The sequence below is a fragment of the Flavobacterium sp. KY-23415 genome (genome assembly GCF_055384985.1).
Genome location: NZ_AP044001.1, coordinates 3,559,945 through 3,581,611, shown reverse-complemented (window position 1 = coordinate 3,581,611; position 21,667 = coordinate 3,559,945). Strand labels below are relative to the sequence as shown.

19 protein-coding genes are annotated in these 21,667 nt (G+C 29.6%); 9 read left to right on the top strand and 10 right to left on the bottom strand.

The annotated features are described in order from the left end of the window. Positions 1-161: 161 nt before the first annotated feature. Positions 162-1,523: a transposase family protein gene (locus ACZ49Z_RS15585; RefSeq protein ID WP_464304430.1), complete on the bottom strand. Its 1,362-nt coding sequence runs from the start codon at positions 1,521-1,523 to the stop codon at positions 162-164. 394 nt (positions 1,524-1,917) lie between these two features. On the opposite strand from ACZ49Z_RS15585, the gene ACZ49Z_RS15580 reads away from it, so the two are divergent. Next, positions 1,918-3,174 carry a hypothetical protein gene (locus ACZ49Z_RS15580; RefSeq protein WP_464305221.1) on the top strand — a complete coding sequence of 419 codons (1,257 nt, stop codon included), beginning with the start codon at positions 1,918-1,920 and terminating at the stop codon, positions 3,172-3,174. A gap of 78 nt (positions 3,175-3,252) precedes the next feature. Here the strand turns inward: ACZ49Z_RS15580 and ACZ49Z_RS15575 are convergent, their stop codons facing one another. Further along, the gene (locus tag ACZ49Z_RS15575; protein WP_464305220.1) at positions 3,253-4,623 is read right to left on the bottom strand and encodes a M20/M25/M40 family metallo-hydrolase; all 1,371 of its coding nucleotides are present in this window, start codon (positions 4,621-4,623) and stop codon (positions 3,253-3,255) included. Between the two features lie 166 nt (positions 4,624-4,789). Between ACZ49Z_RS15575 and ACZ49Z_RS15570 the strand changes: the two genes are divergently transcribed. From ACZ49Z_RS15570 to ACZ49Z_RS15535, 8 genes are all read left to right on the top strand, one after another. Further along, the gene (locus tag ACZ49Z_RS15570) at positions 4,790-5,401 is read left to right on the top strand and encodes a hypothetical protein (RefSeq protein WP_464305219.1); all 612 of its coding nucleotides are present in this window, start codon (positions 4,790-4,792) and stop codon (positions 5,399-5,401) included. A gap of 61 nt (positions 5,402-5,462) precedes the next feature. Further along, positions 5,463-6,128, top strand: coding sequence for a YiiX family permuted papain-like enzyme (locus ACZ49Z_RS15565; protein ID WP_464305218.1), 666 nt, complete (start codon positions 5,463-5,465; stop codon positions 6,126-6,128). A 2-nt stretch (positions 6,129-6,130) separates the two neighbouring features. Next, positions 6,131-6,781, top strand: coding sequence for a SanA/YdcF family protein (locus tag ACZ49Z_RS15560; RefSeq protein WP_464305217.1), 651 nt, complete (start codon positions 6,131-6,133; stop codon positions 6,779-6,781). Positions 6,782-6,821: 40 nt separating this feature from the next. Next, positions 6,822-7,118, top strand: a complete 297-nt coding sequence (locus ACZ49Z_RS15555; protein WP_464305216.1) for a winged helix-turn-helix domain-containing protein — start codon at positions 6,822-6,824, stop codon at positions 7,116-7,118. Between the two features lie 40 nt (positions 7,119-7,158). After that, positions 7,159-7,665, top strand: a complete 507-nt coding sequence (gene xrtK / locus ACZ49Z_RS15550; protein ID WP_464305215.1) for an exosortase K — start codon at positions 7,159-7,161, stop codon at positions 7,663-7,665. Further along, positions 7,662-10,454: an MSEP-CTERM sorting domain-containing protein gene (locus ACZ49Z_RS15545; RefSeq protein WP_464305214.1), complete on the top strand. Its 2,793-nt coding sequence runs from the start codon at positions 7,662-7,664 to the stop codon at positions 10,452-10,454. Before xrtK ends, ACZ49Z_RS15545 begins: the two co-directional genes overlap by 4 nt. A gap of 48 nt (positions 10,455-10,502) precedes the next feature. Further along, positions 10,503-10,970, top strand: a complete 468-nt coding sequence (locus ACZ49Z_RS15540) for a Coq4 family protein (protein ID WP_464305213.1) — start codon at positions 10,503-10,505, stop codon at positions 10,968-10,970. A gap of 104 nt (positions 10,971-11,074) precedes the next feature. Further along, positions 11,075-11,725 carry a DUF1361 domain-containing protein gene (locus ACZ49Z_RS15535; protein ID WP_464305212.1) on the top strand — a complete coding sequence of 217 codons (651 nt, stop codon included), beginning with the start codon at positions 11,075-11,077 and terminating at the stop codon, positions 11,723-11,725. Between the two features lie 673 nt (positions 11,726-12,398). Here the strand turns inward: ACZ49Z_RS15535 and ACZ49Z_RS15530 are convergent. From ACZ49Z_RS15530 to ACZ49Z_RS15495, 8 genes are all read right to left on the bottom strand, one after another. Beyond that, entirely contained in the window at positions 12,399-13,061 is a 663-nt protein-coding gene (locus ACZ49Z_RS15530) for a hypothetical protein (RefSeq protein WP_464305211.1), read from the bottom strand. A gap of 51 nt (positions 13,062-13,112) precedes the next feature. Then, positions 13,113-14,594, bottom strand: a complete 1,482-nt coding sequence (locus ACZ49Z_RS15525; RefSeq protein ID WP_464305210.1) for a sensor histidine kinase — start codon at positions 14,592-14,594, stop codon at positions 13,113-13,115. Continuing rightward, on the bottom strand, positions 14,587-15,297 hold the full coding sequence (locus ACZ49Z_RS15520; RefSeq protein ID WP_464305209.1) for a response regulator transcription factor: 711 nt from the start codon (positions 15,295-15,297) through the stop codon (positions 14,587-14,589). Before ACZ49Z_RS15520 ends, ACZ49Z_RS15525 begins: the two co-directional genes overlap by 8 nt. A 414-nt stretch (positions 15,298-15,711) precedes the next feature. Then, entirely contained in the window at positions 15,712-16,434 is a 723-nt protein-coding gene (locus ACZ49Z_RS15515) for a DUF6733 family protein (RefSeq protein ID WP_464305208.1), read from the bottom strand. Between the two features lie 26 nt (positions 16,435-16,460). Continuing rightward, positions 16,461-17,216 carry an enoyl-CoA hydratase-related protein gene (locus ACZ49Z_RS15510; protein ID WP_464305207.1) on the bottom strand — a complete coding sequence of 252 codons (756 nt, stop codon included), beginning with the start codon at positions 17,214-17,216 and terminating at the stop codon, positions 16,461-16,463. A 21-nt stretch (positions 17,217-17,237) separates the two neighbouring features. After that, positions 17,238-18,551 (bottom strand): ferredoxin reductase domain-containing protein, encoded by a 1,314-nt coding sequence (locus tag ACZ49Z_RS15505; protein ID WP_464305206.1) that lies wholly within the window; start codon positions 18,549-18,551, stop codon positions 17,238-17,240. A 1-nt stretch (position 18,552) separates the two neighbouring features. Continuing rightward, positions 18,553-20,175, bottom strand: a complete 1,623-nt coding sequence (locus ACZ49Z_RS15500; protein WP_464305205.1) for an AMP-binding protein — start codon at positions 20,173-20,175, stop codon at positions 18,553-18,555. 216 nt (positions 20,176-20,391) lie between these two features. Further along, on the bottom strand, positions 20,392-21,597 hold the full coding sequence (locus ACZ49Z_RS15495) for an NAD(P)-dependent oxidoreductase (RefSeq protein ID WP_464305204.1): 1,206 nt from the start codon (positions 21,595-21,597) through the stop codon (positions 20,392-20,394). Between the last annotated feature and the right edge of the window lie 70 nt (positions 21,598-21,667).

Here is a 21,667-nt window from a genome sequence, read left to right as displayed (position 1 = left end):
AACAAGATTTTTTTGAAAAATACTTTAAATAAAAACCTCAATTCATATTAATATAATTGAGGTTTTTTATTTTGTAGTAAAAATTATATGTTTTTATGATTTTTAAATTTGATATTTCTCAACAAGACGCACTTTTCCTATAAAGTATTTTTTTGAATACTTTACGCTGCTAGTTGTGTTTGATTTTTGTAAATTCTTCTTCCTATTTCTTTAGCATTAGCTGTATGTATTCCGAAAAAAATCCAAAGCATTTCACTTTTCTTGGTTCTAGCTTTTATCTTTCGTAAATTATAGTGCTCTTTTTCTTTGCCAAAACTACCTTCTAATCGAGTAGCTCTTTCTTTTTTAATTTCTGAGGCTAGCTTCTTTCTATGCTCTTCGTGTTTTCCAGCTTTTCCTTTTCTAACAAAGTCTGTTTGTATGTTATTTGTGGACGAAAAAGTTCTGTTTTTATTTGTGGCATAAATAGCATCAGCTCCAGTAATTCTTACTTTAGTTTTAGTTAGATTTTGTGCGCAAAATATACTGTTTTGAAATCGAGTTCCTTCGTTAAAGGCACGGTATTCTATATGTTCTATAAAATTGATTCCATCAATTTGAATTTTATTTACTTTTGCTCCAAATTCTACTTGTTTTACTTCTTTACCACGCACAATTGGGCGAATATAACTTTTATTTATGCTAACAATTCTATCGGGAACGCTTTTTCCTGTTGCAAAAATTTTTGATTGTTGTTGGTAAATAAGACGGATTATTCTGCGTTGTTTGCTGTATTTTGTGGTTGGCTCAAAGGAATATTGATTTTCAATTTTACTCAATTCTCCATTAAGTTTATATAATAATTTCAGAAGACCACGAGTCATTTTTGTTCGTTGCTTTGCTGTTTTTTTTCTTTTTCTAGAATACTCATTGTAGCGTTTACACCAATCAATATATTTGGTTCTTGGAAGTTTTATTTTTAAAATTCCACATAATGATTTCATTTGATTGTAATTCCACACAATACATTCCCAAAGTAGTTTCTCATTGGTAGGAAAACGCAACTCACTCTCATAACAAGTGGCATCTATCAAGACTTTGTCTAAATCATTCATATAAGGTAGCCAGCTTTTAGCTAATGTTTCTTGAACTTTTCGAACATCTAATTTTTTGGCTAATTCCATTCTTATTTGGCTAACTATTTTAAAATTTGTAAGCGGGGAATCTAGAGGTAATACAATATCACAAAAGTATTGCATGTAAACATTTCCGTTTAACAACTCGATTAGTTTAGCATCAGAACAACCATAATAGTTTTTTAGCATCATCAAGGCAATCTTACCTTTAGTACTAAAAATGCAATCTGGACCTTTTTTGCACGCTTTCAATTTAAAACTTTGAGAAAGTTCTGAAAAAGGTGTAGCTAGATGAATTTTACCTAAATCAGACTTTAGAAATTGCTCATAAAAAACATTAAAATCTTCATTGATAATATTTAAAGGCAATTTGTGCTGAAATTCACTTATTCGTATTATTTTTGACATACATATTTAAAAGAAAACCCCGTTTTTGACTCTTTTTGAGCATTCTCGGGGTTTGTTTCTTCTAAAATACAAATTAAATAACTGATAAGCAAGTATTTATTTAATTGTGAATGTGCCAAATTATATAATAGGATTCTATTTTTAAAAATATTACTACCCTACAAAAAGTGCAACTATTTTTATGAAGTTAAAACTTAACATAAAATAAAAAAAACACTGATTATCAGACTAATATTCCAACTATCTATTAAACATAAATTACAGTTTTTCTATATTTTTTTTACACTTCAACGACTTAATAAATAATTTAATCGATTATTTAAAATTAAAAACAAAGCGATAATAATTTATAACTGCAATAAACATAATTTTATTCAACTAAATTATTATAAAGATGAAAAAAACTGCTTTAACCTATTTTTTTAGATTCATCTTTCTACTTATCACCAACATCATATTGGGTCAAGTAGGAATAGGCACTACAACCCCAAACGGTGCTTTAGAAATTAGCTCAACGAATCAAGGACTAATCATACCAAGGGTAAGTCTAATTGCTTCAAATGTATCACAACCTGTTATTAATCCAAATGGTAGTCAGCTTTTAAGTGGTACAATGGTTTATAACACTGCAACAGCTGGAACAAGTCCAAACAACGTTATTCCTGGATTTTACTTTTGGGATGGTTCTAAATGGTTAAGAGTTACATCTCAAGCTACTACAAGCAATACAGATTGGTCTCTAACAGGAAACACTGGAACAACAGCTGGAACAAACTTTATTGGAACTTTAGATGCAACAGACCTTGTAACAAAAACAGATAATGCAGAAAGAATGAGAATTACAGCTACAGGAAATGTTGGAATTGGAACAAATTCACCAATCACTGAACTTCAAGTAAATGGAGGTGCCACCAATAAAAATGGAATATCTGTAAGAGGAAATGCAGATTGGGATGCTTTAACATTAGCTCATGATGGTTCTGTAGCTTATATAAATGCATCTGGAGTTGAAAACGGAATTGCAATTAGAACAAACGATTTCGCATCTGGAAACGCAATTAGCAATAGTTACACAGAACAGGTAAGAATTTTAAACAATGGTAACGTAGGAATTGGAACTAACGCTCCTACTACTACCTTACATATTAGGAATACAACTTCTCCTGCTTTAAGAATTGTTGACGGAACACAGGGTAACGGCAAAATACTAACATCAGACGCTAGTGGTAATGCTACTTGGCAAGACAACAATCTGCCTATGATTTCTGCCTTCCAAGGAATGATAATCCCAATCTGTGCAAACGTTTCCACAAACTCTACAGGTTCTTTTGTAATCCCAATAAACGGTGTAAATACTACTGTTTCATGGACAGTACTATCTAAACAAACTTCGAATGCAAGTTTCCCTATCAAAGCTGAGAGATTACAAGTGCGGTATAATTTTTCACCTCAATTACCTTTTAACCCTAAAGGAATGATTTTCAATGCACAAAATAATAGTGGTTTCCCAGATACTTTTACATTAAACTATGCTGCAAAATCACAAAGTTCAATAACTGTTAACATTACAAGAAATGATACTCTTGGAAATGGCACTACAACAACTTGTTGGGGTGGACAATTCAATTTTGATGTGATGATTATGAATTAAAAAATATTATAAATAAAACAAATGGCTATCCTACTAAGTTTGGATAGCCTTTCTTTTTTACACACCTATGAGCAAATATTAATCAATCCCGTACTGATCAATCAAATAAAGTAACGAAGCCATTGTTGCCGCACCCAATTCTAATTCGCGCTTATTTACTGCATCAAAAGTATCATTAGCTGCATGATGGTAATCAAAATAACGTTGAGAATCGGGTTGTAAACCTGCTTTAACAATATGATTAGACTTTAATGGTCCAATATCAACACCGGTATGACCTAATGCAAAATAGTGAATCAAATAGGGTTCAAATAAACTTTTCCATGTATTAATTTTTGCAAAATTAGTTGCATCAGCTTCAATTGAAAAGCCTCTAGGCGAAAAACCTCCAGCGTCACTTTCTAAAGCGAAAATATGATTTTCATTGGTTTCTTTTGCCAATTCAGCATATTTTTCACCGCCTCTATTTCCATTCTCTTCATTCATGAACAAAACTATTCGAATTGTATTCTTAGGTTTGTATCCTAAGTTCTTAAAAATAGAAACTATTTCCATACTTTGCACCACTCCTGCACCATCATCATGAGATCCATCACCCAAATCCCAAGAATCTAAATGACCACCAACAACCATAATTTTATCAGGGTTTTCAGTTCCTTTAATTTCACCAACAACATTATAAGACAACACATCTGCATGCGTTTCGCAAGATTGTTTAAAATAAAATTCTAAATTGGGGTTTTCCTTTAATGAATCGCTCAATAAGTTAGCCCCATTAGTACTAATTGCAGCTGCTGGAATATACATTTCTTTAGGTAAATCTCCATAATTTGTGTTTCCAGTATGAGGAAAATCATCCAAACGTAAATTCATCGATCTCACAATTACACCAACAGCACCCAATTTTGCAGCTTCCCTTGCCCCAGAAGAACGCTGATCCACACAACCACCATAGGCTCTAAATGTTTGAATATGAATTGGCGTCATGGGTCTATTAAAAAAAACAATCTTACCTTTCACTTTATTTTCTCCCAACTCCATCATTTCTTCAATTCCTTGTACTTCAATAATATTCGATTTTAACCCTTTTTTAGAAGTAGCTACAGAACTTCCTAAGGCACAAATAGGCACATTTATTTTCTTTCCTTTTATTTCAATATAAGCTTGTTCCTTTTCTCCTCTAACCCATTTTGGAACCATAACTTCTTGAAGAAAAACGCGATCAAACCCCAACTTTTCTAATTCTCCTTTTGTATAATCTACTGCTAAAGCAGCTGATTTTGACCCTGACAATCTTGATCCAATTGTATTTGATAAATAATCTAACCATTCATAGCATTTTGATTTTGTTAAAGCAGTTTCATAAATGTTTTTCAGCATTTTTTCATCTTCAGTTTGACTATAAACGATTAAACTACTCAGTAAAAATAAAGCTATAATTTTTTTCATTATTTATAATTTATGTGATATTCCAAATATGTTAGGGTTAAAAATATTACAAATTTTCCACATTAAAAATATATCAAAGAATTAAAATTTTCTTTTTAACAAACTCAAAAAATATTTGGTTAATTAAAAAATTATATTTTACTTTGTAATTCAAAGTACTTTAAAAATGGAGGCAGGTAAATATTTAAAAGACATACAAGATATTAAAGAAATGATGAGCAAATCGACTCAATTTATTTCTTTAAGTGGGTTATCGGGAATATTAGCAGGGATATATGCACTAATTGGAGCAGCCTATGTAAATACATTAATAAACAACCATTATAGCCGTTATATTACTCTAGAAAGTAAAACCTTTAAATTAATTTTACTCACTGCATTCATTGTTTTGGCCTTGTCATTAAGTACAGCCTATTATTTAACAGCAAAAAAAGCAAAAAAAATGGGTGAAAAAATGTGGAATCCAACTTCTAAAAGGGTTTTAGTAAATTTTATTATTCCTTTGTTTACTGGTGGAATATTTGCTGTTTTACTATTAAAAAATAGATATTATGGTCTTATTGCTCCAGTGACTTTATTGTTTTATGGTTTAGCCTGTTTGAATGCAAGTAAATACACCTTGAGAGATGTACGTTATTTAGGTATTACACAAATTGTCCTAGGTTTAATCTCTGTAGAGTTCTCTGGATATGGTTTGTATTTTTGGGTAATAGGCTTTGGTTTGTGTCATATTCTGTATGGTGGTATAATGTATTACAAATATGACAGGAAAAATTAACCATTAAAAAACTGTAGTTTGAAAATAACTCGTTTGATTTAAAACTTTTAAGAAATAGAAAATGAAAGCAAGAAAAATATATGTATTAATTATTATTACTGCTCTTTTGGCAATCTCATTTTTATATATGTCAAACCAAGTAGCTACTTCTTTCAAGTTTATTAAAGAAAGTACTCAAACTAGTTTTAAAGACGGTGACATTATCTTTCAAACTTCAGAATCGGCTCAATGTGAAGCAGTACGAATAGCAACTAATTCAAAATTTTCACATTGTGGGATTATTTTTATCGAAAATGATAAAACCTATGTGTATGAAGCTGTTCAACCTGTAAAAATGACTTTATTAAGCGAATGGATTCAGCATGGTAAAGACCATAAATATGCTGTAAAACGTTTAAAAAATGCAGACAAACAGCTGACTAAAGAAGTTTTACAAAAAATGAAATTAGTTGGTAAAACGATGGATAAAAAAGATTATGATTTGTATTTTGAATGGTCTGATGAAAAAATATATTGTTCGGAATTAGTTTGGAAAATATATAAAGAAGGAGCAAATATTGAATTATGTGCTACTAAAAAATTAAAGGAATTTAACTTGAATCATCCAACAGTACAACAAATCATGAAACAACGCTATGGAACAGCAATTCCTTATGATGAAAATGTTGTCGCTCCATCTCAATTATATGATTCTGAATTGGTAAAAACAATATTTGACAATTATTAAAAATGGCAATTAACAACACGTTAAAAAAAATAAGTAAATATACTTTGTTGGTTATCGTTTTAACAGCAATAATCATCGTATTAGCTAATTATACCATTCAGAAAAATGCAAAAAACAAGGTGTTTTCAGATGCCAATTTGATACAGAAGAACAGAGTAGGCTTAGTACTTGGCACCTCTAAATATTTAAAAAATGGCAGTGTAAATCTGTATTTTAAATATAGAATAAATGCAACGCTTGAACTTTTTAATAACAATAAAATAGAGTACATTCTAATTAGTGGAGACAATAGTAGTGAAGGTTATGATGAACCAACCGATTTTAAAGAAGAATTAATTTGTAAAGGAGTTCCAGAAGATCGAATATTTTTAGATTATGCAGGTTTCAGAACTTTAGATTCTGTCGTTAGAGCAAAGTTAGTTTTTGGATTAGATAGTTTTACCTTAATTTCGCAAGAATTTCATAATGAAAGAGCATTATATTTAGCTACAAAAAACGGAATCAATGCAGTTGCCTATAATGCGAAAGATGTTTCTAATAGCTACGGAATAAAAGTAAAAATTAGAGAATATTTTGCCAGAACAAAAGTTTTTATAGACATCTTTTTTAAGGTGAAACCTAAGTTTCTTGGACCAAAAATCGAAATAGTATAAATTGACACTATAATTTTAAAATAATAAAACAATCTAGTTTGTGAAAAACATCATTCAAAATATTAACAAAGCCTTTGATCACCGAATTCGTTTGGGTATCATGTCTATTTTAATGGTGAATGAAAATGCGGACTTTTCAACCTTAAAGGAGCTATTAGGTGTAACCGATGGAAACCTAGCGAGTCATGCTAAAGCATTAGAAAATGAAAACTATATTACTGTTGAGAAACAATTCATTGGAAGAAAACCCAACACAAAATATATTGCAACAAAAGAAGGAAAAAAAGCGTTTCAAGAACACATTGAAGCACTTGAAAAATTAATATCAAATACATAAAACTATTTTTTTATCTATTAACTTTGAAAAACAAAGCACTATGAAAAAAAATAACAACAAGACTCACATCATTCTGCTCCTATTCCTATTTGTATTTACAAAATTTCTATTTGCGATAGCAACAGTAGATGAAATTCGATATTTTATATACCCAATATCTAAAATAATTGATACTATTACTAATACCGATTCTGTTTACATAGTTTCCAAAGGTTATTTTAATGAAAGTTTAAATTTTGTAATTAATAAATCATGCTCAGGAATTAATTTTTTCCTCATCTTTTTAGTAAGCATATCCTATCGTTACTCATTAGAAAAAAACAAACCATCTTTAACAAAAAATCTAATTATTTCGAGTCTATTAGCTTTAATAGCTACACTATTAGCAAATGCATCTAGAATTCTTTGTAGCATTACTGCTCCTACTTTCTTTAGTTTGAATATTAACTTATTACATCAAATTCAAGGAACGGTTGTCTATTTATTCTTTCTTCTATTTTCATATCTATTATTTGATTATTTATTAAAAAACAAAATTTCAAAATGAAAAATCTACTAAACCCTAAATGGATACTTTTGTTAAACAGTATTCCTTTGTTAATCTTAGCATTTATCTTATATAATGATTATAGCATCATAAAATCATTGCTCGACGAAGACACACATAATCTTTGGTTTCAATTCAGCGTTGCTTTATTATTACTCTTTATTGGAAACCTTGCTTTTGCAATTTATCATTCTATTAAAAAAACAGAACTCAATTATAGTTATGCAATTTATTCTAGTATTTTTTATCTTGTTTATTTGTATTGTTATTTCCAATATATAGATGAAATAATCCCTTCAACAATACCTGATTGGATGATTTCTGGAAATTTATTCCTTCACATGGGTACTTTCATAATGCCTACGTTAATTCATTCCATTTTAATTTTCACATTAATTTTCACAAAAGATATTGATAAAGCAAGTGCTTTAAAGAATTTTTTAGCTTTAATTACCATTCCTATTGCTGTATATTTGTTAAGTCAAATTGGATTGCCAATTTTGCATCAAATAGAAACTAATTTTTCTATACATTTTATTATAATTACGTTTATATTAATCACATTTCTATTCCTTTTCTTCTTAATACGTTTATTCTATATTCTAATTTTAAAGAAAGGAAACGCATGGAAAAAATATCAATTAGCATGGAAAATTCCAGTTTGTATCCTATTTCCAATACTTGGGTTACTCATCAATAATGGTGTTTCTTCTTTCTCAGAGTTATTTGAAAATGCTAATGGAATCTTTGGTAACTTTTCATCGCCTTGGTTCTATCTTTTTGCCTTAGTTAATGGTGTTTTATTATGCTTACCTAAATTTAAAAATCATCAATTAAAACTACTATTATTTACCCTTAAAACAATATTATTCACTTATATACTATATTTCTTTTTTGTATTTCTTCCCTATTTGCCTTTTTCGCTTCTAGCCATAATTGCATTAGGAACAGGTTTCTTAATGTTAACACCAATCATGATTTTTGTGATACAATCCATTCAATTGTATCATGATTTTAACGATTTGGCTAACCTATTTTCTAAAAAAACACTTGCAATCATAGCAGTTGTAGCCTTTAGCGTACTTCCTGCAACAATCACTTTCAGTTATATACAAGACAAATCTGTAATTAAAGAAACATTAGAATATGTTTATAATCCTGATTTTGAAAAAGAGTATAAAATAGACATCCATTCGCTAGAAAACACATTGTTTGCTATTAAAGCTAGTAAAAAGAGTAAAGACGCATTCGTTTTTGGCGAGAACTTACCCTATTTGAATACGTACTTCAATTGGCTGGTTTTAGATAACCTTACTTTATCTGATACTAAATTGAATTATCTAGAAAGCATTTTCTTTGGAGAAACTAATAAGCCTAGAGATTTTTTTAATAGTTCAACTACTAAAGATAATGTAGCCATTACAAAAGCAAATTCTAATAGTGTCTATGATGAAAAACAACACGCTTGGAAAAGTACAATCGATTTAGAAATTACCAATTATGATCGTGAATTATCCGAATATGCTACAAAAATAAATCTTCCTGAAGGTTGCTATATTAGTGATTATTATCTTTATGTAGGTGATAAAAAAGAATACGGATTATTAACAGAGAAAAAATCGGCACTTTGGGTTTTTAACAATATTAGAAATGAAAATAAAGATCCAGGGTTACTCTATTATTTAAACAAAAATACGATTGCTTTTAAGGTGTTTCCATTTGCAATAAACGAAACTAGAAAAACAGGCATTGAAATACTACATAAAGAACCTATTTCTTTAACAATAGACAATGAAAATTTTACTCTTGGTGACTCCTTACAACACAATAACAATTTAGAAATAAAAAATGCTTTTTATGTAACTGTAACTGCTAAGAAAAACCTACAAAAAGTAATTCGTAAGCCTTATTATCATTTTATTGTTGATGCTTCAATAGATATTAGCAATAAAGCTACAATTTATACTGACATTATTGAAAATATAATCGAGAAACAACCTTTAGAACACCAAAGTAAAATTAGTCTGGTAAACAGTTTTACAGAAACTTTCGATTATAGTTCAAATTGGAAAGAAAATTATATGAAAAATACTTTCAAAGATGGTTTTTATTTGGATAGAGGAATAAAAACTATTCTGTTTGAAACCTATAAAAACCAAAATATAGAAACCTATCCAATTATCGTTGTACTTTCTAATAATTTAAACAAAGCCATAATTGAAAATAACTTTTCAAATTACACCAGTAACTATTATGAATCTGAATTTTTCTATGTTATAAATACAGATTATGAAATCACCTCGCATTCCTTGATCAGCAATCCATTAGAAACAGTAAATAAAGTAAATTCAATTCCTTCAAAAAACTCCATTACCTGTTTAAAATATGTACAAAACGGACAAACCTATTTACTAAAAGACGATAATCAATTAAGTATTCTTCCCAATGCAACTATAGATTTCGATAATGCATCAAACAAAAACTGGGAAAACGGAATAAAAATGCAAGCACAATACCTTCATTCTATTTTTCACCCGAAAGAATATCAAAAAGAATGGATTGAACTAATTAGAGCAAGCTTTGCGTCTCATATTATGAACCCTTACACTTCTTTTATAGTGGTTGAAAATGAAGCTCAAAAAGCAGCATTATTAAGTAAACAACAAAAGGTATTATCTGGAAACAAAGCTTTGGATTTAGATGAAGAAACACCGCAAATGTCAGAACCTTCTCTACTACTATTATTAGCGCTTGTTTTACTATTCTTTTACTATAAAAAAGCACATTAAAAAGGGAAAACCCTTTTTTTACCTATAAACTTTGAAAAACAAAGTACTATGAAAACAACAATTAAAGAACGAATAATAGCCTACTTATATACAGTAGCAAAAATTCCTTATCAATATTTTTTTAAAAATAATAAACCTTGGGAAATAACAATCCCATCATTATTAGAAAACCCGACACACACGCTTGGCTATCAATTAGGATATTTCTTTAATATTAATCAATTTGAAATTCAAGAAAGCCTTGAAGAACATGATGTTATGCATGTGCTTACTAATATTGGCACAACGGTTAAAGACGAAATCTATTTGCAGTTCTATCTTTTAGGCAATGGAAAAAAAAGCCTCTTCTTATTATTGGTAATCACAACAGGTATATTTTTTTACCAATCGGAGTACAAGAACTTTTACAAACAATATAAAAGAGGGCAAAAAGCACATCGTTTTTATGATTTAGACTTTCAAAAAATGCTAAGCTTGCCAGTATCTGAAATTAAACAAACTTTTAATATACTATAACTATAAAATTGCTCTTAACTTCAAGTTTACTTCGAACAAATTAAAAACACTTATAAATAAAAGCGATACATTATATGACCGCTCACAATTAATTTTTTACATTTATGAAAATTATCCTTAATGCATATTTATCGAATAAGAAAACAAACGGTTTACTACTATTTTTGTCTATCTATTGTGGATTATTATTACTTTTTAGAGCAAAAATAACACAGTCAACATTCTATTTCTTTCTTGTTTGGAATTTATTTTTAGCTGCTATTCCCTATTTGATGTTCATGTTTGCTAAACAAAAAATTCAACTTTTAGAAAACATAAAATCGAGAGCACTACTCTTTATTGTTTGGTTATTATTTCTACCTAATTCGTTTTATATTTTAACCGATTTTGTACATCTAAAAAAAGGAAATCCTGAACTCTTTTGGTTCGATTTGGTTTTGCTTTTTTCATTTGCTAGTCTTGGTTTTTTATTTGGATTACTTTCCTTAAAAGAATTCAAAAATTGTTTCTCACTTTTCTATTCTAAAACAATTATTACCTATTCCATTCCTATAATCTGCCTTTTAAGTGGTTTCGGAATCTATTTAGGGCGTTTTCTTCGTTTCAATAGTTGGAATATCATTACCAATCCGTTTCAACTATTTATAGATGCTTTTCTAACACTTCTTTCATTTGAGGCAATGCTCTTTTCTGCTTTATATGGAAGTCTCATTTATCTTACCTATCAAATTAAAAATCATTTTCATGGACACTAATTATCAATTCAAACATTTACCCTTTTCTACAAAGTTGACAATTTTCACTATGGGAATAAACACACTCTTATTTCTAGCGCATTTTATAATTCCAAATTATTTTCCAATAGTAATTTTTGGTTATATCTACATGAAAATAATAATTTTAATAAATTCGATTACTTTTTGTCATTTGCTATATCAAGTATCAAAACAAACGAACAAGGAAGATCTTATTATTAGAATATTACTTCTCTTATCTAACATTCCCATTGCATTTTTATATGCGCATATTGTTATTAATAATCATTAATTATGGAAGATTACAAAGAGAAAATATTATCCGACGGAAACTTAGCAAAACTTTTAGCGTTTCTTTCCTTTAGTATTGGGACTTTACTTTTTGTGTTGTTTTGTATTACAAAAAGCGAAACACTAATCATTATTGGGTTCTATTACGTTATAACTGCCTTGTTTTTCAATAGTATTGTATTCATCAATTTAGTTTTCAATCTAATTGTCTATAAAACAATGTATGGGTTTCAACTAAAATGCGTTTTCATTTTATTACTCAATATCCCAATTACACTTTTATATCTAAGAATCGTTTTTCAACAACTATAAAATCAAAACATAACTGATATTAGATGCGCCAACACTTAACCCTTTATAAACCTGTCAGGTTTATAAAATATTAAATCGGAGAAAAAAATATTACCAATAAAAAGAACCATTGCAAACCAATAACAATTAAAATAGAATTTCTACTAGGTTCGGAAATATCATATAAAGCAGTAACTAATTTCTCTTTTATAATTTCTGAAAAAGAAATAGTATCACTAGAAAAATCAATATCATCAAGGCTGATTTTTTGTAATCCGAAAGTAATAATACGTTTCATCCATTTATTATCCGATTCCGTTTTCACCTGATTCATCAATTTTAATTTAATCATAGCTGCATCTGCTCCTTTTCGAATTAAATCGGGTTGCTTTTCTTGTAATTTAGAAAGAATTTTGTCAATAAATGGTTCAATATGACCTTCAGATTTATCTTTTAAAATTTTATGAATCAACTTTCCAATAATATATTTATTTCCGAGTACAAAAATAAACCCAGATGATATTATAATTAATACTAACAAAATACTTGATAAAGGTTTCGCTACAAACATTAACCCAACAAAAGGAATAGCACTTACATGTCCAGAATGACCTGCATCTATGTCTTTGCCTATAAAAATTAAAGCTAAAATAAAAACAACAATTGTTGAAATTGCCCCTAGAACATTTATCTTCAACCAACTAAAAGCAGCTGTAGAAGATAGTTTTGCAAAATATTTTAAACTTTCTTTCATTTCTTTAGTTTATTATTAATTGTGACCAATATAACTCATTTTTTTAAAACATCAATTTCTTTTATTAAAGTCATAGAAGCACAATTTAAATTCAAAAACACATCCTTGATTTTCTGCACTGCACAATTCTAATGAAGAATTGTGCAAATCGAGAATTTTTTTCACTATGGCCAATCCTAAACCAGTACCTTCTTTAAAGTCCTTTTCATTATTAGTTTTATAATATCTTTTAAAAATTTTCTCTTTATCTGTTTCTGCAATACCAATACCTGTATCGGCAACAATAATTTTTGCATTGTATTCATTATTTTTCAAAGTTTTAATTATTATTTCACCTCCATTTGGAGTAAACTTCATTGCGTTATCTATTAAATTTTGCATTACCCTTTCAATTAAAGCTATATCTGCATAAACAGCTGGCAAATCTTTAGATAATTCTACAGCTATGTTAATGTTTCTATTCTTGGCGAGAAGTCTATATTTACTAATAATATCACTAATCAATTCGCTAACAATGAAAGGTTCTTTTTTAGCTTTCACCTGATTGGCTTCTAACTTGGACAGTTCGAACAATTCCGAGATTAATTTTTCTAATTTTTCAATACTCTCTTTCACAGTATTAATATAGCATCTTCTTTCATTAATAGTTAATGTTTCTTCTTTAATTTGCAGTGTTTCAATATAGCCTTTTATAATTGCAATTGGTGTTCGCAAATCGTGAGACACATTGGCTACAAGTTCTTTTCTTAATGTTTCTACTTCTCTAAGTTTATCTATATTTGTAGTTAGAATATCTGCCATTTCATTAAACATTTCTCCTAATTGTTTTTCCTCGCCTCTAGAAGTAAACTCCACTCTGGCTTGCAAATCACCTTGTCGAAATTTTTGCATTACAGACAATATTTTAGTGTAATTTTTAGTTATCACCCTAATTATTATTAGCCCAATTAGAAAAGTAGTCAGAAGCGTAATAATCATTGTCCTTGCACTAATTTTAAACATATAGCTAGTAAAAAGAGAGTCTGATGCTACTTTATATTTTTCGCCAGTTAGCACAACATATATGTAAGCATATAGCATATTGTTCATATATAACGGAGACGCTGAAAATACTTTTTTAGCATTTGGCTGTAATGGATCGTCTCCTTTTATACACTTATTTTCTTTATCATTTATAAATTCAATTATAGGTTTAATATCAATATACTTTAATGAAATTTCTCTTTCTGGAGGATACCAAGCTATTATCTTTCCTTTAGGGTTAATTAAATAGACCTCCAAACTAGGATTTATTGCCCTAACGTGATGGAACATTTCTTCCAATGCGGGCTTAATTACTTTCCCATCATAGAAAGGTGTCGAATTCTCAACGATATTTTTTGCTGTATCGTGATTGAGTCTTTGGTTCACTTCATCTAAATATTTATTCGAATAATCAAAGCTTATATAAATATAAATGCATCCAACGATAGTTAGAAGAATAAAAAAAAGCGTAGAAGTCTTCCAAAATAAGCTGTTATTTTTTTTAAACATAACTATTTTTTTCGTCTGTAAATCGATAACCAACTCCCCAAGTGGTTAAGATATATTTTGGATTTGCTAAATCTTTTTCAATTTTTGTTCTCAATCGATTAATATGTGAATTTACTGTGTGTTCATATCCCGAAAAATCATATCCCCAAACCATGTTCAACAAATTTTCTCTAGAATAAGTTCTTCCTGGATTACTCATAAACAAATACAACAAATCAAACTCTTTTGGAGTCAACTCTATTGTTTTATTATCCAATATCACCTTCCTGCTTTGAGAATCAAGATACAAGCCTTGACATTGCAATATTTCATATAATACTTCTTGTTTGCCAATGTTCATTTCACTTCTTCTAATGAGTGCTTTAACGCGAGCCACAAATTCTCTAACACTAAAAGGTTTGGTTAAATAGTCATCGGCACCAATTTCTAGACCAATAATTTTATCTATTTCTTCACTTAAAGCTGTTAACATTAAAATTGGTGTGTAGTTTCTATCCGCTCTAATTTTCTTGCAAATTTCAATTCCATTAATATCGGGCAACATTACGTCTAGTATAATTAAGTCATATTCATTTTGTTCTAAAAATGCTAAGCCTTTATACCCCTTATGTGCTTTTGTAACTAAGAAATGATTGTCTTTCAAATGTATTTCAGCGAGTTCAACAATCGTCGCATCGTCTTCTATCATTAAAATTTTTTTCATGTTTTACCGTATTGCTTTAACCCAAATTAAGCATTTGAATTCTATTACGAAAAATAGCTGCTTTCTATTTGCTTCACTACTCAATTTTACGTCCTCTATGTAGCTAATGCTATATTTGTGGGTCAAAACTTCCGTACTTCGCAACTATTTTGCATCTATTTCTCTCATAACAAAGTCTAATGCGTAATTTGGGTTTAATATATAACTCAAAATTACTTAAAACTGTAATTAATGCACTTTTTAAATCATAATCTAATATTTTTTCATCAAGAGTAATGAAAACGTCTCATTAATGAAATAATTTCAATTCAAACTCTTTAAATCACAAACTCATAGTAAATTGTTCATTTTTATAAAATAAAAAACCAATGCAATGCATTGGCTTTAAAAAATTATTGTTTAACAACTTTACTACTATAAAGGAATAAAAGCTTGCACCTTATAGAATTCGCTACCTGTTCCTAAACTTGTTGCTAAATTCGGGCCTGCCGCTAAACGGAACCAAACACCATTGTTTAAGCTCACTTTAACATAGCCACCAGTAAATTGATAAATTGCTTTTTCATTCAAATTATCCTCAGTTCTAAGCTGTGTAAATTGTTCATAAAAAGCACCCATAGAAAAGTTTTTAGTTATTTTAAATCCAGGAATCACCCAATTTAACAACAAATCTCTAGAATTCCCTTCGTCTCTAATGTTTTTATAATAAGCAATATATGCTTCCAGTTCAAACTTCCCCGAATTAAAAACAGTAAACACACTAGGAATTACCCCTTCTGCCAATCTTGTCTCTGTTCCACCAGACAAAAATTTACCATGTCCAAAACCTAAAGTCGGATTAATATACCATTTTCCTTTTGCTGCTGTAAAGCCTAAGCCAATACCCGTTTCTAAGAAAAGATCGCTTCCTGTTTCTAGATTTCCGAAATTAGGGTTGTTCCAAAAAATACTATAAAAAGTTAAATTCAAATTCTCCTTAAGTTCCATTGAGCCTAAAAAAACATTATTATACCCTGCAACACTGTTATGTATAGGCATGATAACAAAAGACATTTTTTTGTTTTCTTTTTTCATTTCTTCCTGAGAAAATAATAATGAAGAAATTAACATTGATACTATTATTACTACGTTTTTCATATTTATTTATTTGTTTATTTGTGGGTTTAATTAAATTGTGGGTTTCTTTTTTCTAAAAAAGCATGCATTCCTTCTTTTTGATCTTTTGTTTTAAATAATTTGTGGAAAGCCTTTCTTTCATAAATAACACCATCATGCAAATTCATTTCCCAAGCTTGATTTACTGATTCTCTAGCAAGAACTAAAGCCTGTTTTGAATAATTAGCAATAGTCTTAGCATTTTCTAAAGCCAAATGCCAAAAATCTTTTTCATCAAAAACAGCCGAAACTAATCCTATTTTTTCGGCTTCAAATGCAGTGATATTTCTACCTGTTAGTATTATTTCCATGGCTTTGGACTTACCCACTAATCTAGTTAGCCTTTGTGTGCCTCCAATCCCAGGAATTACTCCTAATTTTATTTCTGGTTGTCCAAAAACTGCTGTATTTGAAGCATATATAATATCGCACATCATTGCCAACTCACAACCACCACCTAAAGCAAAACCAGAAACAGCAGCAATCTTGGGTGTTTTTAATTTTGGAAATAATTCCCAATAGGAGAAATAATCTTCTTGCACCATATCGTCATAACTTTTTGATGCCATTTCAACAATGTCGGCTCCCGCACAAAAAAGATTGTCATTACCCCTAATTATAAAACAGCCAATAGCATCATCGTCATCATATTTTTGTAAACCATGAATGAGTTCATACATTGTCTCAGAATTCAGGGCATTTATTTTTGGTCGGTTGAGTTGAGCAATCAAAACCCTACCCTCTTTTTTAAATTGTATATTCATTTTGATATTTGTTTAGATAATTTAAGAATCCCAAATGGCTCCATAAGCTGGAATTCCTCGGCTTTCCATTTCATAGACCACCCTTTTAGTTAAACTCTGATTAGAAATGCAGATTACTGCTTCTGCACCAAAATCTTTATAGGCCTTATAGGCTAATTTTACCAAATCTGGCTTACCATGTTCATCGGTATTCCAAATGAGAGCATTGGGTTGCACTTTGTTAATTTCGTTTAATAGCTCTGTTCCATATGTCTTTTCGGGAGTTTTTGTTGCCCAAATTAAAAGCGAAGGTGTTTCATTGAGAAGTAAATGAGGAATACAAGGACCAATTCCACTTCCTGTTGCAACCCAAATTACTTTTCTAAAAAGTTTGTCAACATTTCCCACACCAGCTGTAGGAATACCTTTAACCCAAATTTTGTCTGGTTTTTCAGTAATAAATTTACCTGTCCAATCTCCTGCTCTTGAAATGGTTAACCTAAAACCATCTTTGCCAGGAGAAGGAACATTAGCAAAAGAATGCCATTCTAACAAAGGATTTCTGCTCAATGCTGTAGAAGAACCCGCAAAAGGAGTTACCCCATAATTAAAGGAAGTTAATGCAACATGATTAGAAGGTGTTACTATTTCAATGGCTACTTTTTTCAATCGAAGCCAAGGTAGAACCACACTAAAAGTGACAAGAACTAACAACCAAAAATTAAACGATAAAAACAATTCATTCAACTGATTTTGTAGCCTAATAAATGTTAGCATTTGAATCCAAAACAAAATCAATACAGACCAACCTCCAATTCTATGAGTCACTTCAAAACTATTATGATATTTTGCACGAACTATGGGCAATGCCATTAAAATTATAACTACTAAAAGAATTAAAATTATAGAAGTAAGAACCATTAGAAAGAGATTTGTTCCTTCTAAATCATTAGCATAATGATAAATTAATCCTCCAACGAAAATAGAATACCAAAATGTACCCATAGTTGCTCCTGAGCTATGCAATCCTCCAAAATGATATACTTTGGCACAAACCCTTCGAATACTTAATGGCCAATTTTTAGGAATACTTGTTGCCATTTTAAACAGAATATTAATAATATATTGTTGTCTAATTAAAATAGCTAATGCAAAATTGCTTAAGATAACATTCGACAATTTTGTCAATTCAAATCCTTGATTTGTGAACCAATTCCAGCTTGAAAAAGCTTTAAAGAAAACAAATAAATTAATACACAGAATCAAAATAAACAAACGATTATAGGGTTTTAATCTTTGATGTTTTCCCAATCGATATAGCCAATTCTTTTGTGGTTCTAAAACGATATTCTCCATGCTATTCTCCTATAAATTCAATTAATTTTCTTTTATCAATCTTACCTCTAGCGGTTTTAGGAAGTTCATCAAGAAGTATAAAATCATTTGGCAAATAGTAGTAAGGCAAATTATCTACTATTGCCTTTTTTAGTATTTCAATATCTACAAAAGATTGTGAATTAGTTTCAAAAAAGGAAACTAGGTTAGATTTATGTTTCAGTGTGGCAGCTCTTTTAATTTCTGGATGATTCTCTATTACTTTTGATACAGCATCTAATTCTACTCTAAATCCTTTAATTTTTACTTGATCATCTACTCTACCATAATGTACTAGTTCTCCTTGTTCATTCCATTTTCCTAAATCTCCTGTATTGAACATTTTTCTTCCATCATTAATAAATGGATCATAAGCATATCTTTTGTTGTTTAATTCTTCATTATTAATATAGCCTTTTGTGACACAATCCCCACCAGCCCACATAATCCCAATTGCACCAATTGGACAAGGATTCATATTTTCATCTAAAATGTAAACAGTATTATTAGGTGTTGGTTTTCCAATAGCCAATTCTTTACTATTTGGTAAGCATTTTTGCATTGTGTTTACAATAGTTGTCTCTGTAGGACCACAACAATTATAGAAATCACATTTTTTAGACCAAGTATTGGCTAAAATTAAAGGACAAGGTTCACCTGCAACTGCTACCGTTTTTATTTCTTTGCATTTTTCAATATTAATAGTGGTCAAAATTGTTGGTGTTGCAATAATAACATTAGCTTTTTCTACCGTCTCATTAATATCTTTCCCTCGAATTAAAAGTGTTCCTCCATTTCCAAGGCAACCTAAAATTTCCCAAGCAGCCATATCAAAAGAAATATTTAAAATTTGAGCTACCTTTATGCCTGGATGAATGCCTAAATTTCCCGAAGGATTATACAATATATTACAAAGATTTTTGTGAGTAACCGCAACTCCGTTAGGTACTCCTGTTGTTCCAGAAGTGAAGAGAATAAAGCATACTTTACTGTCCATATCCTCTTTGGGTTGAATCATTTTTATACTTCCATATAAGTTAATATAAATAGGATTTTCAAGCTCCTTGTCTATATAAATGCAGGATTCATCCGTTTTTATACAATTCACTTTTTCACTATATTCAGAGAGAGATAAAATGACTTTTAAGTTACATATTTCACTAATTTTTTGCAACATGCTTTCTGGAACAATTCTCACATCTTGAGGAACATAAATTGCACCCAATTTTAATGTAGCAATAATTCCAATAAGCATTGGAATGGAACGACTAATATATAAGCCTATTAGATCTCCAGATTTTACTCCTTTTTGTTTTAAAAGTAAAGCCAAAACTGTTGCTTTTTCATCTAATTGTTTATAACTTATTTTTTCGTTTAGATGTTCTGCTGATGTTGCATTTGGCATTATTTTAACCCAATATTCAAATGCTTTTAAAGTGCTCTCAAAAGGTGTTTTTAGCCTAGTTTCACTTCCAAATTGTTGAAATAACAATTGATCTTTTAAAGAAAGGTTTTCAAGTTCTTTTTTCTGAAATTGATAGTTTGGTAAGGAAGGAAAAAATTGATTGTTTTGGTAAAGACCATGAATACTCGATTCTGTTTCCATAATGATAAATTTAGATTACACATTATTTATAGAAATAGCTGCAGCAACTTTCCATAAAAGTTTATTTGTTTGTTTGATGTTGTAAAACAAATACTATCATATCACAGAGTGTTCACAAAAAAATCACAATTTGGTCACATTTACATTTTGAAAACAAAAAAAGAGGCTATCTAATTCTAGATAACCTCTTTTCATGTATTCTTTTATTTATATGTGTTATTCTTTCCCATCTACATAATCTTGTAAATAGGCAAAACGAGGGGTTAATTTACCATTTTCAGTTATTTTGGCTCTTTTCAGAACTCCTTCTGTATCATCGTTAAAAAAAGCAGGAATCACATGCTTTAAAAACATATCTCCAAAACCTTCACTAGCGTCTTTTGGCAATTCGCAAGGTAAATTATCCACAGACATAACCCAAATTGCAGCAGGATGTGTTAGTGCAACTTCTTTATGTTCACTTGGCAAATAGGCAAAAATAGGATCTGCTATTGTACTCGCTTTTAGTGTGCACGCAATTGGTCCATCAATATCACAAGACACATCTGCCACTACTTTTAATTTACATTTGGATGAACGCAACATTTCTTTAGATAAAATAATAGGAGCACCATTTCCATAAAAGTGACCAGCAATAAACAAATCAGATTCGTTTGCAAACCTTTCAAAATCTGATTCATAATCAGCAGGATTATTATAAAAATCATACTTTCCTAAAGTTTGTCCATCTTTTCTTTTATTATAATCTAGAACATCAATTAAAGTATAGACAGGTTCTGTATAGGTTTTAGACAAGTAATTTTCTGGAGTTACTTGCTTAATTTTCATCGCATCTAGCATTTCTTTAGCACCGTGTGCCACTTTTCCACTACCTGTTAAAACAATTTTAATATTAGGTAATTGATTTCTTTTTAATCGTTCAATTAATGCTTTTTGATCTGGTAAAGTTTCTGCTTTAGCTAAATTAAAAAGTTCATATTTTAGCCCAAATGCTCTAATACCATTATATGCTCCAACAATACCTGCATAGCGACCAAACCCAATTAATCTTGCATTATTTTCATCAACAATGGTTTCATGATCAAACAATTCAATGTTTTTTTCTAGAACTGCTTTTAATAACTTTCTATTATAGGGCTGTTTTTTTATGGTATGAGAAAAGAAAAAATATTTTTTATTTGGAATCAAAGCATCAATAGGAACTTCTTTTACACCAAACAAGACATCACAATCTTCCATATTTTCAGTTACTACAAACCCCTTTTCTCTGTACTGTTCGTCATTAAAAATTCTAATATCAGAAGATTCAACAACTATCTCAGCATCAGCATATTTATGTTTAAAATTTAACAATTCATTAGGTGAAAAAACAACCCTTCTATCGGGTGGATTTTTGCGTTCTTTAATAATTCCGAATTTCATTTGTTAGTTTTATATTTGGTTTAGGTTGATATTGTTACAAATATAACTTTATAGATTTCTAAAAACAAGA